Annotated in this window: 12 protein-coding genes and 1 pseudogene; 7 read left to right on the top strand and 6 right to left on the bottom strand. The window is 72.6% G+C overall.

Annotation, left to right across the window (positions count from 1 at the left end; genetic code table 11):
• Positions 1 to 73 precede the first annotated feature (73 nt).
• Positions 74 to 856 carry a hypothetical protein gene (locus RNL97_RS26905; RefSeq protein ID WP_030585165.1) on the top strand — a complete coding sequence of 261 codons (783 nt, stop codon included), beginning with the start codon at positions 74 to 76 and terminating at the stop codon, positions 854 to 856.
• Between the two features lie 42 nt (positions 857 to 898).
• On the opposite strand, the gene RNL97_RS26900 is transcribed toward RNL97_RS26905, so the two are convergent.
• Positions 899 to 1,672 carry a GntR family transcriptional regulator gene (locus tag RNL97_RS26900; protein WP_243315649.1) on the bottom strand — a complete coding sequence of 258 codons (774 nt, stop codon included), beginning with the start codon at positions 1,670 to 1,672 and terminating at the stop codon, positions 899 to 901.
• Between the two features lie 146 nt (positions 1,673 to 1,818).
• Here RNL97_RS26900 and RNL97_RS26895 point away from each other — a divergent pair, with 146 nt between their 5' ends.
• Positions 1,819 to 2,667 (top strand): (2Fe-2S)-binding protein, encoded by an 849-nt coding sequence (locus RNL97_RS26895; RefSeq protein ID WP_243315647.1) that lies wholly within the window; start codon positions 1,819 to 1,821, stop codon positions 2,665 to 2,667.
• Between the two features lie 191 nt (positions 2,668 to 2,858).
• On the top strand, positions 2,859 to 3,953 hold the full coding sequence (locus tag RNL97_RS26890) for a DUF2637 domain-containing protein (protein WP_030585156.1): 1,095 nt from the start codon (positions 2,859 to 2,861) through the stop codon (positions 3,951 to 3,953).
• 23 nt (positions 3,954 to 3,976) lie between these two features.
• Here RNL97_RS26890 and RNL97_RS26885 read toward each other — a convergent pair whose 3' ends face one another.
• A complete protein-coding gene (locus RNL97_RS26885; protein WP_030585153.1) occupies positions 3,977 to 4,342 on the bottom strand; it encodes an ATP-binding protein in 366 nt (121 codons plus the stop codon).
• Positions 4,343 to 4,698: 356 nt separating this feature from the next.
• On the opposite strand from RNL97_RS26885, the gene RNL97_RS26880 reads away from it, so the two are divergent.
• Complete coding sequence (locus tag RNL97_RS26880) at positions 4,699 to 5,133, top strand: guanyl-specific ribonuclease (protein WP_030585150.1); 435 nt, start codon at positions 4,699 to 4,701, stop codon at positions 5,131 to 5,133.
• An 88-nt stretch (positions 5,134 to 5,221) separates the two neighbouring features.
• A pseudogene (locus tag RNL97_RS26875) lies at positions 5,222 to 8,338 on the top strand (alpha-mannosidase).
• Positions 8,339 to 8,369: 31 nt separating this feature from the next.
• On the opposite strand, the gene RNL97_RS26870 reads toward RNL97_RS26875, so the two are convergent.
• The 4 genes from RNL97_RS26870 to RNL97_RS26855 form a co-directional block, all read right to left on the bottom strand.
• Complete coding sequence (locus RNL97_RS26870) at positions 8,370 to 10,112, bottom strand: pyruvate dehydrogenase (RefSeq protein WP_030585147.1); 1,743 nt, start codon at positions 10,110 to 10,112, stop codon at positions 8,370 to 8,372.
• 113 nt (positions 10,113 to 10,225) lie between these two features.
• Positions 10,226 to 11,797: a protein phosphatase 2C domain-containing protein gene (locus RNL97_RS26865; RefSeq protein WP_030585144.1), complete on the bottom strand. Its 1,572-nt coding sequence runs from the start codon at positions 11,795 to 11,797 to the stop codon at positions 10,226 to 10,228.
• Positions 11,798 to 11,993: 196 nt separating this feature from the next.
• A complete protein-coding gene (locus RNL97_RS26860) occupies positions 11,994 to 12,275 on the bottom strand; it encodes a hypothetical protein (protein ID WP_030585141.1) in 282 nt (93 codons plus the stop codon).
• Positions 12,199 to 12,873: a hypothetical protein gene (locus RNL97_RS26855; protein ID WP_313751288.1), complete on the bottom strand. Its 675-nt coding sequence runs from the start codon at positions 12,871 to 12,873 to the stop codon at positions 12,199 to 12,201. Before RNL97_RS26855 ends, RNL97_RS26860 begins: the two co-directional genes overlap by 77 nt.
• A gap of 254 nt (positions 12,874 to 13,127) precedes the next feature.
• Here RNL97_RS26855 and RNL97_RS26850 point away from each other — a divergent pair, with 254 nt between their 5' ends.
• Positions 13,128 to 14,120: a helix-turn-helix transcriptional regulator gene (locus RNL97_RS26850; protein WP_030585136.1), complete on the top strand. Its 993-nt coding sequence runs from the start codon at positions 13,128 to 13,130 to the stop codon at positions 14,118 to 14,120.
• Positions 14,121 to 14,216: 96 nt separating this feature from the next.
• Positions 14,217 to 14,699, top strand: a complete 483-nt coding sequence (locus RNL97_RS26845) for a DUF456 domain-containing protein (protein WP_313751287.1) — start codon at positions 14,217 to 14,219, stop codon at positions 14,697 to 14,699.
• Positions 14,700 to 14,795: the final 96 nt, after the last annotated feature.

The following is a 14,795-nucleotide window of genomic DNA, read 5'->3' as shown; positions in this document are numbered from 1 at the left end:
TGAGATGCGGCATCACTCAAGCACTCAACAGCACAATGGCGCGCTCGGGGAGGGCAATGTGGCGCATACCGCCATGTCTGGTTCCGGAACGACAGCAGATGACGATCCGCCGCTCCAGACCGCGGTATGGCGGCTGCGGTCACGCGCCTGCTGGACGGACGCGGCCGCCCTGCTGGAGGACGACGCGGGCACCGACCCGGCCGCGGCGCTCCAGCGCACCGCGCTGCTGACCGAGCGGTGTCTCTACACCGGCCAGGGCTGGACCGATGCCGAGGACGCCCTGCGCACGGCGGAGGCCATCGCCCGCAGCGACGACGAGCGGGGTTCCGCCGCCTCCGAGCGGGGCCATCTGGCGTACGCCTCCACCCTCCTGGCGGTACGGGACCGGGCCGACGAGGCGAGCGTGGCGCTGAGCCGGTCGGCGGCCCTGCTGGCTCCCGCGTCACCCGCCCGGCCGCTGCTGGACTTCCGGCGCGGGCTGATCGCCCAGAACATCGCGGAGTCGCCGCAGGCGGCGCGCGCAGCCTTCCGCCGTGCGCACGCCGGCGCGGCGACCCTGGGCGACGAGCTGCTGCTCTCGTCCACCTGGCGGCATCTGGCCGCGCTCGCGCTGCGCGAGGGGGAGTTGGCCGAGGCCCGGCACGGCTTCGCGGAGTCGCTGCGGATCCGGGAGGAGCTGGGGTTCCTGGTCGGTACGGCACCGGCGCTGATCTCGCTCGCGGAGGCGGAGGACGAACCGGAGGCGGCCCGGCTGCGGGCCGAGGCCGGTCGGCTGTTCCGGCTTCTGGGCGGCGTGCCGACCTGGCTGGCCCCGTATCTGGGGCCCCCGGCCCAGCGCACCGCCGAGGCGAGCTGAGCGGAGGCGGGGCTGACCGGCGGGGCCCGCGGGCCCCGCCGGTCAGCCGTCGGCGCCGGTGAAGTGTTCGCGGACCAGGGACTGGACGACGGTGAGGTCCTGGGCGATGAGGGCGTCGAGCAGGGCGGTGTGCTCGGCGGCGTCGGCCACCAGCTCGGCCCGGCGGGTGGCGGGGCCCGCGACCAGCGGCCACTGGGAGCGCCGGTGCAGCTCGTCGGCGATGGTCACGAGCTGCTCGTTGCCCGACAGGGTGAGGACCGCACGGTGGAAGGCCCGGTCCGATTCGGCGTAGGCGGCCCGGTCGCCCACGGCCGCCGCCGCGACCGTGGCCTCCGCCAGCGGCCGCAGGACGCTCCAGCGGTCCGCCGGAACCGTACGGGCCAGGCTCAGCATCACCGGGACCTCGATCAGCGCCCGCACCTCGGCCAGCTCGGCCAGCTCCCGGGGGCCGCGTTCGGTGACCCGGAAGCCGCGGTTCGGCACGACCTCGACGGCGCCCTCGACGGCCAGCCGCTGCATGGCCTCGCGCACCGGCGTGGCGGAGACCCCGAAGCGGGCGCCGAGCGCGGGGGCGGAGTACACCTGGCCGGGCACCAGCTCCCCGTCGACGAGGGCGGCGCGCAGGGCGTCCAGGATCTGGTCCCGGACGGAGTGGCGCTGCACGGCACGCGGCGCGGAGGGCTCGCTGTGGGTGTGCTCGCCCCGGGCCTGTTCCGGCACACGGCCTTGCGGCACGCGGGCGTTCGCCGGGGCGTACGGGAACACTCCGGGGGCGTACGCCGGACGTGCGCCCTCGCGCGCGCTGCCCTGCTCCACCCGGACCTCCTCCATCTGCCGCGGGCCGACTCGCGTGCGCCGGACCTCCTGTGCACGATAGAAGACCGAGGCTGCAGTTCACACATCGATGACGTCGGATAAGGTAAGGCTTACCTGCAAACGATCCCGATTCGGTGGTCCCCTGCATGACCCTCTCCCCGCCGTTCACCGGTGCCGCGACGTCCCCCGTGACCGCCGCGTACTCCCGCCTGACCGAGGTGTTCCCCGGTCTGCGGGCCGATGTACTCGACGGTGACGCCGTCGCCCCGTCCGGCGCGGGCTGGGTCGGCGCGGCGGAGCTGGCGGCCGGCGGAGCCTCCGTGGACGCCTTCCTCGCCTGGGACAACGCCCAGGTGCTGCGCGACTACGGCCGGCAGGCCCGCCCGGACGTGGTGGCGAGCTTCGGTCTGCACCGGTACGCCTGGCCCGCCTGCCTGCTGGTGACGGTGCCGTGGTTCCTGCAGCGCCGGGTGCCCCGGATCCCGGTCGAGGACGTGGCCTTCCAGCGGGCGCTGGGGCACCTGACCGTGCGGGTGAGGGAATTCGCCTGCCTGCCGGACGATCCGGCGGCCACCCTGCCCGGAGCCCGGGTCGTGCCGGACGAGGCGGCGCTGCGGGCCGAGGTCCTGGCCTCGCTGACCGAGCACCTCGGTCCGGTCCTGGAGGGCTTCCGTCCGCGCATGCGGCGCGGGAAGCGGGCCCTGTGGGGGATGGCGACGGACGAGATCGTCGAGGGCCTCTGGTACGTGGCGCATCTGATGGGCGAGGAGCGCCGCGCGATGGCCGAACTGGAGCTGCTGCTCCCCGGCACGACGAAGCCGTACGTCGGCACCGCGGGCTTCCGCGAGCTGACCGGGCCCGACGGGCAGTCGCTGCCCACCCGGGACCGGGCGAGCTGCTGCCTCTTCTACACCCTGCGCCCCGAGGACACCTGCGTGACCTGCCCGCGTACCTGCGACGCGGACCGGGTGCGGAAGCTCGCCGCCGCTTCCTGATCCACACCGCCCGTCCGGATGACGCGGAATCGAACACAACTCGGCCTGACGAGCGGGAGTTCGAGAAGATTCCACCCATCGATAGCCTCTCCTCCCCCCATGGCGTGCTCTTGTCCCGAAACCACCGGAGCGGGACGGGAATTCCGTCACGATGGCGCACGAAACGCCCTACGTGACGCAAGGGACCGCGCATGAGACTGACCGACATATCGCTTGACTGGCTGCTTCCGGGCGCCGTACTGCTCGTGGGGGTCATGGCGGCGGTGACGGTGGTCGCACGCGGTAAGCGTGCCAAGGCCGCGGCCGACGACTCCTGGGAACGCAGTGAGGAACGCCGCAGACGCAAGGAGGCGCTGTACGCCACCGCCAGTTACGTCCTGCTGTTCTGCTGCGCGGCGGTCGCCGCCGCGCTCTCCTTCCACGGGCTCGTCGGCTTCGGCCGGCAGAACCTGAACCTCAGCGGCGGCTGGGAGTACCTGGTCCCGTTCGGACTGGACGGGGCCGCGATGTTCTGTTCCGTGCTGGCCGTACGGGAGGCGAGCCATGGAGACGCGGCGCTCGGCTCCCGGCTGCTGGTGTGGACGTTCGCCGGGGCCGCCGCCTGGTTCAACTGGGTGCACGCCCCCCGGGGCATGGACCACGCGGGCGCTCCGCACTTCTTCGCGGGGATGTCCCTCTCCGCCGCGGTGCTCTTCGACCGTGCGCTGAAGCAGACCCGCCGCGCGGCGCTGCGTGAACAGGGCCTGGTGCCCCGTCCGTTGCCGCAGATCCGGATCGTCCGCTGGCTGCGGGCCCCCCGGGAGACCTTCGGCGCCTGGTCGCTGATGCTGCTGGAGGGCGTCCGCACCCTGGACGAGGCGGTGGACGAGGTGCGGGAGGACCGGAAGGAGCAGGAGCAGGACCGGCTGCGCCGCAGGGACCAGGCCAAGCTGGACCGGGCCCGCATCAAGGCCCTGAACCGGCAGAACCGGGGCTGGGGGCGCGGCCGGGGCGGACAGCAGGTCGATGCGCCCGCCCTCGCCCCGGCCTCGGGGGGCGCGGCGCCGGCCGTCGCGGAGCCTGCCATAGCAGAGCCGGGTCAGTTGCCTCTGCGACCCCGGCCATCCCTGCAAGCCGTCGGCCCGAAGCAGACGGCCGATGGTTCGAGCCCGAAGAGTCTGGACGCACCGACCCGGGGAAGTGATCCGCGAACCGTCGACCTCACTGCCGAGGACGACACCCAGACGCTCCCCCGGCTCGACTCGCTGGAACAGAAACTGAAGGATCTGGAGCAGCAGTTCGGCTGATCCGCTCGCGCGGCGGAGGAGCCTCAGGGCCTTTCGCCGCGCAGCTCGAACCAGACGACCTTGCCCAGGGCCTGTGCCTCCACGCCCCAGGCGTCGGCCAGGCTCCGGACCAGGATCAGGCCCCTGCCGTGCGTACCGTCGTCGGCGTTCGGTACGTACGGCGCGGGCAGATCCTCGGACGCGAAGTCCTGTACCTCCACCCGCAGCCGGGCGGCTGTCGCCGTGGCGGTGACCACGGCCCCGTGCCGGGTGTGGATGAGCGCGTTGGTCACCAGCTCGCTCACCAGCAGCTCAGCCGCATCGGTCTGCTCCTGACCGGAGCGGTGCCGGAGGAACTCCCGCAGCTCCCGGCGGACCTCCCCCACCGCCGACCGATCGGCGTGCCCCACTCTTCGGCGCATCCGGGCCGACTGCGGTGCCTCACCCGGTCTCCGGCCCCGGGGGCCACGCCCCTCGGCGACCGCGGACCTCTTCTGACGCTTCGTCATTTCCCCCGCCCGCACAGTGAACCGACCTCCTTCGATCCGGCTGCCCGTCGAACAGCCTCACGGGATGCATGCCCCCGTACGCACACGGTCACGCTTGCGGACTCATCAATAAGGGAACGGCCGGGAGCGGCGAGGGGCGCACGGAACATCCCACCCGCGCACGCCATCACCACATAGGCGCAGCTCTGGTCAACGTCCGGCGAATACACCGGAGTTGACATTGACGACCCAACTTCTACGCGCGTCATCATGATGGCATGCGCATCCCCCCACGCATCACCCGGCTCGGCGGCTCGGCCGCCCTCCTGTCCCTTCTCCTCGCCGCGGGCCCGGTCACGGCCCAGGCCGCCACCCCGGCGACGGCCTCCCCCACCGCCTACTCCGCGACCGCGTTCCGGGCGGCGGCGGTGGGCAGCATCTGTTACTCCGCCCTGCCGTCCCAGGCGCACGACACCCTGGATCTGGTCGAGCAGGGCGGGCCGTTCCCGTACGAGCAGGACGGCACCGTCTTCCAGAACCGCGAGGGCCTGCTGCCCGACCGGTCCACCGGCTACTACCACGAGTACACGGTCATCACGCCCGGTTCCGACAACCGGGGCGCCCGCCGGATCGTCACCGGTGAGCAGAACGAGGAGGACTACTACACCGCCGACCACTACACCTCCTTCGACCTGGTCGACCACGACTGCTGAACCCCGCTTTCGAGGGGTGTTCCGCACGCTCCGGAGGAAGGGAACCTGAGCCGTCACGCCAGGACCCGCACCTTCCCGAGGAGCTGTGATGCACGACGACCGCACCCTGGTGGAGGGCCGCCTGGAGAGGGCCCTCCACCAGTTCGTCCGCCCGGCCCAGTACGCCGCCCGTACCCCGCTCACCGTGTCCGTATGGCACGTTCCGGGTGAGCCGGTGCCGGTGGCGGAGGCCCTCGGGGCGGACTTCGCACCGTTCACCGCCGGTACGGAGTGGGGGAAGCCCTGGTCCACCAGTTGGTTCCGGCTGCGGGGAGCGGTGCCCGAGGAGTGGGCGGGGCGCCGGGTGGAGGTGGTCGTCGACCCGGGATTCACGGGCCAGGGACCGGGATTCCAGGCGGAGGGGATGCTGTACGACCATCTGGGAGTCCCCCTCAAGGGTGTTCATCCCCGCAACCGGCATCTGACGCTCACTCACCCTGCGGCGGGCGGGGAGCCGGTCGATCTGCTGCTGGAGGCGGCCGCCAATCCGGCGGTCCTGGAGCACGGTTTCGCACCCACCCCGCTCGGCGACGTGCTGACGTCCGGCGACCGCCCCCTGTACCGCTTCGCCTCCGCCGATCTCGCGGTCTTCGACGAGGAGGTCTGGCATCTGGTCCTGGACATCGAGGTGCTGGCCGAGCTGATGCACGAGCTGCCCGACGACCGGTCGCGGCGGCACGAGATCCTGCGGGCGCTGGAGTCGATGCTCGACGCGCTGGACCTGCACGACGTCTCCGGCACCGCGACGGCGGGCCGGGCTGCGCTGGCCGAGGTACTGGCGCGGCCCGCCTCCGCGAGTGCGCACCGGATTTCGGCGGCCGGGCACGCGCACATCGACTCGGCGTGGCTGTGGCCGCTGCGCGAGACCGTCCGCAAGGCGTCCCGTACGTTCGCCAACGTCACCGCCCTCGCACGGGACTACCCGGAGCTGGTCTTCGCCTGTTCCCAGGCCCAGCAGTACGCCTGGGTGAAGGAGCACCAGCCGCGCATCTGGGAGCGGATCAAGGAAGCGGTGGCGGCGGGGCAGTGGTAGCCCGTCGGCTCGATGTGGGTGGAGTCGGACGCCAACATGCCGGGCGGCGAGGCGCTGGCGCGCCAACTCGTTCACGGAAAACGGTTCTTCGAGGACGAGCTGGACGTCGAGACGGAGGAGATCTGGCTGCCGGATTCCTTCGGCTACACCGCCGCCTTCCCCCAACTGGCGAAACTGGCGGGGGTGAAGTGGTTCCTCACCCAGAAGCTGTCCTGGAACCAGCACAACAGGATGCCGCACCACACCTTCTGGTGGGAGGGCATCGACGGCACCCGGGTCTTCACCCACTTCCCGCCGGTCGACACCTACAACGCCCAGCTCCACGCCCGCGAACTGGCGCACGCGGAGAAGAACTTCGCGGACAAGGGCCGGGCGACGCGTTCGCTGGTGCCGTTCGGCTGGGGCGACGGCGGGGGCGGTCCGACCCGCGAGATGCTGGAGCGGGCCCGTCGGTTGCGGGACCTGGAGGGCTCGCCGCGCGTGACGGTCGAGAAGCCCTCGGCGTTCTTCGCGGCGGCCGAGGAGGAGTACGGGGAGCGGGCGCCCGTCTGGTCGGGCGAGCTGTATCTGGAGCTGCACCGGGCGACGTACACCACGCAGGCGAAGACGAAGCAGGGCAACCGCCGCAGCGAACACCTTTTGCTTGAAGTCGAGTTGTGGGCGACGGCGGCCGCACTGCGCTCCCCCTCCTACCGCTACCCGTACGAGCGGCTGGACCGGGTGTGGAAGACCGTGCTGCTGCACCAGTTCCACGACATCCTGCCCGGTTCGTCGATCGCCTGGGTGCACCGCGAGGCCCGGGACACCTACGAGGAGGTGCGCGCCGAGCTGGCGGACCTGGTGGCCGACGCGGTGGCCTCGCTGGGCACGGCCGAGGGCATGGTGGCACTCAACTCATCACCGTACGACCGTGTCCAGGTGATCGAACTGGACGCGGAGGCGGCCGGGGTGCTGCCGTCCGGGGCGCACGCCCAGGAGCTCGGCGAGGGCCGGGCCGCGGTGCTGGCGCGGAGCCCGGGGCTCGGGGCGGGGCTGCTCGACGGGTCCTCGGTCCCGGAGCACGCGGTGACGGCCGAGGCGTCGGAGGCGGGCGGCGGCATCGTCCTGGAAAACGGGCTGGTGCGGGTGGCGGTGGCCCGCGACGGGCTGGTCTCGTCGGTCCGCGATCTGGTCACCGGGCGCGAGGTGCTGATCCCGGGCGCCCGGGCCAACCTCCTCCAGCTGCACCCGGACCACCCCAACCACTGGGACGCGTGGGACATCGACCGGCACTACCGGAACACCCGCACCGACCTCACCGACGCCGACTCCGTGTCGCTGGTGGAGGAAGGGCCGCTGCGGGCGGCCGTGCGGGTGGTGCGTTCGTTCGGGAAGTCGACCGTCGTGCAGGAGGTGCGGCTCGCGGCGGGGGCCCGGCAGCTCGACATCGACACCGAGGTGGACTGGCAGGAGTCGGAGAAGGTCCTCAAGGCGACCTTCCCGCTCGACGTCCACGCCGAACGGTCCACCGCGGAGATCCAGTTCGGCCATGTCCACCGGGCCACCCACGACAACACGTCCTGGGAAGCGGCCCGTTTCGAGGTCTGCGCCCACCGCTGGCTCCGGGTCGCCGAGCCGGGCTACGGGGTCGCGGTGCTCAACGACTCGACGTACGGCCACGATGTGGCCCGCACCCCGCACCCGGACGGCCTCGGCACCACCGTCCGCCTCACGCTGCTGCGCGCCCCGCACAGCCCGGACCCGCACACCGACCTGGGCGTGCACCGCTTCCGCTACGCGCTCGCGCCCGGCGCGGAGGTGACGGACGCCGTACGGGAGGGCCTGGCGCTGAACCTCCCGCTGCGGGCGGCGGTGGCCCCGGTGGTGCCCGCGCTGGTGTCGACGGGCCATCCGGCGGTGACGGTCGAGTCGGTCAAGCTCGCCGAGGACCGGAGCGGGGACGTGATCGTACGGCTCTACGAGTCGGCGGGCGGGCGGGCGCGGACCCTGCTGAGGGTGGCGTTCCCGGTCACGGAGGCCCGGATCACCGATCTGCTGGAACGGCCGCTGCATCCGGCGGAGACCGACGAGGACGGACTGGTCCTCGCCCTGCGGCCGTTCCAGATCCTGACGGTGCGCCTGACCCCGGCGTGACGGGGCCGGGCGACCGGCTGATCGAGTGGGCTCAAGGGCGCGGCACGTTACGGAGGTTGGAGCGGGCCATCTGGAGCATCCGGCCCACTCCGCCGTCCAGCACGATCTTGCTCGCGGAGAGGGCGAAGCCGGTGACCATCTCGGCGCTGATCTTCGGCGGGATGGAGAGCGCGTTCGGGTCGGTGACGACGTCGACGAGCGCGGGCCCCTTGTGCTTGAACGCGTCCTTGAGCGCGGACTGCAACTGCTTGGGCTTCTCCACGCGTACGCCGTAGGCGCCGGCCGCGCGGGCGATGGCGGCGAAGTCGGGGTTCTTGTTGGTGGTGCCGTAGGACGGCAGTCCGGCCACCAGCATCTCCAACTCGACCATGCCGAGTGAGGAGTTGTTGAACAGGACGACCTTCACCGGCAGGTCGTACTGGACCAGGGTGAGGAAGTCGCCCATCAGCATGGAGAATCCGCCGTCGCCGGCCATCGCGACGACCTGCCGGTTCAGGTCGGTGAACTGGGCGCCGATCGCCTGCGGGAGGGCGTTGGCCATGGAGCCGTGGCTGAACGAACCGATCACCCTGCGCTTGCCGTTGGGCGTCAGATAGCGGGCGGCCCAGACATTGTTCATCCCGGTGTCGACGGTGAACACGGCGTCCTCGTCGGCCATCTCGTCCAGGACGGAGGCGACGTACTCGGGGTGGATCGGGACGTGCTTCTCGACCTTGCGGGTGTAGGCCTTGACCACGCCCTCCAGGGCGTTCGCGTGCTTCTTCAGCATCCGGTCGAGGAACTTGCGGTCGGACTTGGGCTTCACCCGGGGGGTGAGACAGCGCAGGGTCTCGCGCACGTCGCCCCAGACCGCGAGGTCGAGCTTGGAGCGGCGGCCGAGGTGTTCGGGGCGCACATCGACCTGGACGATCTTCACGTCGTCGGGGAGGAAGGCGTTGTAGGGGAAGTCGGTGCCGAGCAGGATGAGGAGGTCGCACTCGTGGGTCGCCTCGTACGCGGCGCCGTAGCCGAGCAGACCGCTCATCCCGACGTCGTACGGATTGTCGTACTGGATCCACTCCTTGCCGCGCAGCGCGTGCCCGACCGGGGACTTGATCTTCTCGGCGAACTCCATGACCTCGGCATGTGCCCCGGCCGTGCCGCTGCCGCAGAACAGCGTCACCCGTTTGGCCTCGTCCACCAGGCGGCAGAGCTTGTCGATCTCCTCGTCACCGGGGCGTACGGTCGGCCGGGCGGTGACGAGGGCGTGCTCGATGGACTTCTCGGGAGCCGGCTTGGAGGCGATGTCGCCCGGCATGGTGACGACGCTGACGCCGCCCCGGCCGATGGCGTGCTGGATCGCCGTCTGGAGCAGCCTCGGCATCTGCTCCGGGTTGGAGATCATCTCGTTGTAGTGGCTGCACTCCTGGAACAGCAGCTCGGGATGGGTCTCCTGGAAGTAGCCGAGGCCGATCTCGCTGGAGGGGATGTGCGAGGCGAGGGCCAGCACCGGGGCCATGGAGCGGTGCGCGTCGTACAGGCCGTTGATCAGGTGCAGGTTGCCCGGCCCGCAGGAGCCGGCGCAGGCCGCGAGCGAGCCGGTGACCTGCGCTTCGGCTCCGGCGGCGAAGGCGGCGGTCTCCTCGTGCCGGACGTGGACCCAGTCGATGGACGAGTTACGCCGGATGGCGTCCACGACGGGGTTCAGACTGTCGCCGACGACGCCGTAGAGACGTTTGACGCCCGCCCTGGCGAGGATGTCGACGAACTGCTCCGCCACGTTCTGCTTGGCCATGGGTGCGCGCCCTTCCTTGCCCGTGCTCCGTGCACTTCGGTTGTCCGTGGACCGGAGCGGCGAAACACACCGTTTCGCCGGCTCCGGAATCCATCAACCCACGGCGCGCGTGGTTACGCCTCCCAGACGGCGGCGCAGGTGCGGTCGTCGGCGTACCCCTTGATCCGGAGCTGGGTGTCGGCGAGAAAGGCGGGCAGCCCGGGCGGCTCCGCGCTCCCCCAGCGCTCGGCCAGCTCGCCGGGGAGCGCCGGCTCGCCGCGCATGGGCTCGGCGAGTCCGTTGCTGCACAGCATGAGCGTGTCGCCGGGCCGCGCCACGGAGGCCCGGAACCGGAAGGGCCGGCCGGGCGGCTGCGGGGGGCCATCGGCGTTCGGGAACGCCGAGCCGGTGATCTGGAGGTCCATGGTGAGCCGGTCGCCGTCCGGTCCCGCCTCCGGCTCGTCGCCGGGCCGCGCGGCCCGGCCCTCGGGGATGGAGGGCTCCAGGTCCTGCCAGAGCCCGTCGCGGAGCCGGAAGAGGCCGCCGCTGCCGACGCCGAAGAAGACCCGGGTGCGGCAGTCGGGGTCGGCGGACAGCAGGAGGCAGCGGAGGCTCGCGGTGTACGCGTCGGGCTCGACGCCCAGTTCGGCGGCGCGGGCGCGCAGCTTGCCGTACGTACGGTCGGTGAGCCGGTGCAGCCCGGACTTGAGGTCGCCCCGGCGCCCCGCTCTTATGTCCTCGGACAGCCGGAGGTGGCTGCGGGCGACGGCCCCGCCGATCCAGCGGCAGGCGTCGGCCGCGGCGAGGTGGGCCGCCTCGCCGTCCCGCCTGCCGCCCGCCACGGCGACGAGGACGAGGGCGCTCTCGGCTGCCCCGAAGCGGGCGGTGAGCAGCCCGTCTCGCCGGGGTTCGCCGCGGAACCGGGCGGAGTCGCCGCGCACGGAGGCGGTGCGCAGGGTGTACGTCCCATAGCGCGCGCCGTCCAGAACGGTGTCGGGGACGAGGCCTTCGAGATTCTCCGAGGTGGCGGAGGGCAGGGCGGCGGGTTCGGCGTCGTAGGTGGGCGGCCGGTCCCCCAGATGCCCGACGGCGGGCCGCAGGTCGGTGGCGACCGCGGGATCGGGCGGCAGTTCGTACAGCGCGCTGGGGTCGGGGGCGACGTCAGCTTCGGATGACGCGTCAGCCTCGTACGGAGCGGGCACCCGCGGCGCTGCGAAGGTCCGGGGCCCCGCCTGCCCGCCGGGCGCTTCCCAGGGTGCGGGGAAGGCTGTGGTGGGGGGTGGGGATGGCGGGACCCGGGGGTCCGGCACGAGGCCGGGGGCCGCGGGCGGGGCGGGGGCCTTTGTCCGGGCCGCGCCCGACGGCCGGGCGGGTGCCGGGGACGGGGCCGGAGGCGGCGGGGATGCGGGCGGGCCCGGGTCCTGAAGCGGCCCCGCTGCCACCGACGGGTCCGGGATCACCACCGGGGCCGGGGACTCGTAGCGGTCCGCGAACGGATCCTCGGACGCGTACGCGTCCCGGACCGTTTCCCGCACGGTGGCCCGGTGGTCGTCCGACGGCCTGCTCACCGTGTCCGACACGGAGTCGAAGCGGTCGTCGAGGCTGTCGGCCGCGCGGCTGGGACCGGTGTCCGGCGCGGACTCGTCGTAGAGCTTGCGCCACCAGTCGTCCTCGTGGGCGGCGGGCTTCTCCCCCTGCTGACTCATGCCCTTATTGTCCACCGCGAAGGCGGCCCGAAAACGGGGCATCGGGAAAAAGTGGCCCGTAAACAGGGTCCGCCGGGCGGCCCCACCCCCACGGGAAGGACACCCGGCGGACCGGTCGGAGTGATCGGCTTCTCGGCGTTTCAGCCGGTCATACGCTCAGCCGATCTTCGGTTCAGCGGCCCGCCCTGCCCGCTCATCAGCGCACGGCGTACGCGTCGTTGACGGTCTGGACGACGGAGTTGCCGTTCGCGTCGGTCAGCTCCGTCCGCAGGGTGACGGACTTGCCGGCCGCGTCCGCGTGGTCGACGGTCGCCGTCCAGCGGCCGCCTTCCCGCGCGGTGGCGGCCGCGTGCCAGGTCTCGCCGCCGTCGTAGCTGAACGAGACCTTCGCACCGGTGAGTTCACCGGGGGTGTACCCGGCGTGCCCGGTCGCGGCGAGCCCGATCCGCCGGCCGTTCTTCGCGGGGACCGTCTTCATGCCGTCGGCGGGCACGTCGTAGCGCCAGCGACATGCGGTCGAGCCAGAGCTTCTTGAGGCCGGAGCCCGAACGGGAGCGGGGTGCGGTGAGGTCGGCCCGGAAGTCGGCGGCGAGCTTCTTGTCCGCCTTGAGCGCGAGTCCGCCGATGATGTCGAGGGCCGCTCCGCGCTCGGCCCCGCGCGGGGTCACGAGGGTGCGGCGGGCGGTGTCGCCGGTGCAGGTGGCGATCAGCGGGACGGAGTCGGCGCGGCTGTCGTCGTAGCCCTGGCGGATCAGCCCGGTGACGTCGAACAGCTCCTCGTCCACGGTTCCGGCGGCGAGCGCGGACACGGCGGACTCGGGGTAGACGTACAGGTCGGGGCCGGACTGCCGGGTCTGGACGAGGGGCACGCTGCCGTCCGCGCGGGGCAGGGCGGAGGCGGCGGGCGCGCCCGAGGCGTCCGTGGTCACCAGCACCCGGTCGCCGGTCACGAGCGTCAGCGTGACGGGCTTCGGGTCCGTGGCGGCGGTGGCCGCGCTCCCGGTGATCGGTCTGTTCGCGTCTCGCCCGTCCGGTGGCGCGGCCACCGACGGCGCGCTCACGGTGCCGGCGAGCACGGCGGCGGCCGCCGTTCCCAGTCCGTACGCGATATCGGGCGCATCGCTCTCCGCAGGTCATTCCGGAACGAAACAGCCCAAGACGCTGTATCCCGGTGGTTGTTGGTGCTGCGGTGGCGCCACACTCGCAGAGGGGCCAGGGGTACGGGGGATGATGTGGGCGGCGGGTTTACGCCGTGGCCCTTTCTCGCCACGCGCCACCCGCCGCAGGGGCGCCGCGATGCGCGATCAGCCACGTCCGGGGAGGTCGGAGAATGCTGGGGGCCATTGGTCTCGACGAGAGACAGGAGACCGCGTACCGCGCGCTCGTCGCGGCGGGAGCCGCGGAGCTCACCGATCTCGCACACCGGCTGGCGCTTCCGGAGGCGGACGCCGAACGCGTCCTGCGGCGGCTGGAGCAGCAGGGGCTTGCCGCGCAGTCCTCGGCCCGCCCCGGCCGCTGGGTGGCGGCGCCGCCCGGGGTGGCGCTCGGCGCGTTGCTGATCCAGCAGCGGCACGAGCTGGAACAGGCGGAGCTGGCGTCCGCCCTGCTCGCCGAGGAGTACCGGGCCGAGGCGAGCGAACCTGCGGTGCACGATCTGGTGGAGGTGGTGACGGGGGCGAGCGCCGTCACCCAGCGCTTCCATCAGTTGCAGCTGGGCGCGGTGTCCGAGGTGTGCGCCCTGGTGACCGGGAAGCCGATCGCGGTGACCGGGATGGAGAACGAGTCCGAGGAGCGGGCCGCCTCGCGCGGTGTGAGCTACCGGGTGGTGGTCGAGCGCGAGGTGCTGTCGACGCCGTACGGGATCCTGGAGCTGTCGGCGGCGCTGAGCCGGGACGAGCGGTGCCGGGTGGTGGACCGGGTGCCGACGAAGCTGGTGGTGGCCGACGGGAGCCTCGCGATGGTCCCGCTGACCGCGCGGGGCGCGGAGCCCGCGGCCCTGGTGGTGCACGCCAGCGGTCTGCTGGAGTCGCTGATGGGCCTGTTCGAGGCGGTGTGGCGCGATGCCATGCCGCTGCGTCTGGGCGAGGCCGGCGGGGTGCGCGAGGACGGTGTGGGACCGGATCCGACGGACCTGGAGATCCTGTCCCTGCTGCTGGCGGGGCTGACCGACGCCAGTGTGGCCAAGCAGCTGGATCTGGGGCTGCGGACCGTGCAGCGCCGGGTCAAGGGCCTGATGGAGCTGACCGGCGTCTCGACCCGGCTCCAGCTGGGCTGGCATGCGTACGAGCGTGGCTGGGTGGCCCGTACCGGATCGGGGGCCTGAGGTCCACGGCCCGCAGCCGCCCCCGGCGCCTCATCGCCGCAGGTGGCCGGGGTGTGCTGACGGGCGGAGCCGGAGACTCTCCGGCACGCTGGTCAGATGAGTGTGTGGCAGCTCGTCGCCGTCGGCCTGGTCATGCTGCTGGGTCTGGTCGGCGTACTGCTGCCGGGTGTGCCGGGGCAGGCGATCGTCTGGGCGGCGGTGCTGTGGTGGGCGCTGACGGACATGACGCCGGCCGCCTGGGGCGTCCTGATCGGCGCGACGGGGCTGATGCTGCTGAACCAGGCCCTCAAACCGCTGCTGCCGACGCGCCGCCCGAGTGAGTCGGGGGCGCCCCGCCGGACGTTGATGATCGGCGGGGTCGCGGGGATCGTCGGGTTCTTCGTGGTGCCCGTGGTGGGCGGGGTCCTCGGGTACGTGGGGGGCGTCTTCGGCGCGGAGCGGCTGCGCCTGGGCAGCCGGGGCGCGGCCTGGACGTCGATGCGCTCGGTGATGCGGGCGACGGGCTACGCGGTGCTGGTGGAACTGTTCTGCTGCCTGCTGGTGGCGGGCGCCTGGCTGGGCGCGGTGCTCTGGGGCTGACCCGGGCCGTCCGGCGGCCCGGGGCAGCCGTGGTTCCGGCGCCTCCGGGTCGAAAAGCGGTCCCCGGCGGTCCTCCTCAGCTGAGCGCCCCCGGGC

It is taken from the genome of Streptomyces parvus (assembly GCF_032121415.1).
GTDB classification, from domain to species: domain Bacteria; phylum Actinomycetota; class Actinomycetes; order Streptomycetales; family Streptomycetaceae; genus Streptomyces; species Streptomyces globisporus_A.
The sequence above is the reverse complement of the archived record's forward strand: the minus strand, read 5'-3'. Positions and strand labels throughout refer to the sequence as shown.

Coding starts and splice junctions, on each gene's coding strand:
- RNL97_RS26895 (WP_243315647.1), top strand. CDS start 1,819: ATGACCCTCTCCCCGCCGTTCACCGGTGCCGCGACGTCCCCCGTGACC.
- RNL97_RS26845 (WP_313751287.1), top strand. CDS start 14,217: ATGAGTGTGTGGCAGCTCGTCGCCGTCGGCCTGGTCATGCTGCTGGGT.
- RNL97_RS26905 (WP_030585165.1), top strand. CDS start 74: ATGTCTGGTTCCGGAACGACAGCAGATGACGATCCGCCGCTCCAGACC.
- RNL97_RS26860 (WP_030585141.1), bottom strand. CDS start 12,275: ATGAAGACGGTCCCCGCGAAGAACGGCCGGCGGATCGGGCTCGCCGCG.
- RNL97_RS26870 (WP_030585147.1), bottom strand. CDS start 10,112: ATGGCCAAGCAGAACGTGGCGGAGCAGTTCGTCGACATCCTCGCCAGG.
- RNL97_RS26865 (WP_030585144.1), bottom strand. CDS start 11,797: ATGAGTCAGCAGGGGGAGAAGCCCGCCGCCCACGAGGACGACTGGTGG.
- RNL97_RS26890 (WP_030585156.1), top strand. CDS start 2,859: ATGAGACTGACCGACATATCGCTTGACTGGCTGCTTCCGGGCGCCGTA.
- RNL97_RS26880 (WP_030585150.1), top strand. CDS start 4,699: ATGCGCATCCCCCCACGCATCACCCGGCTCGGCGGCTCGGCCGCCCTC.
- RNL97_RS26850 (WP_030585136.1), top strand. CDS start 13,128: ATGCTGGGGGCCATTGGTCTCGACGAGAGACAGGAGACCGCGTACCGC.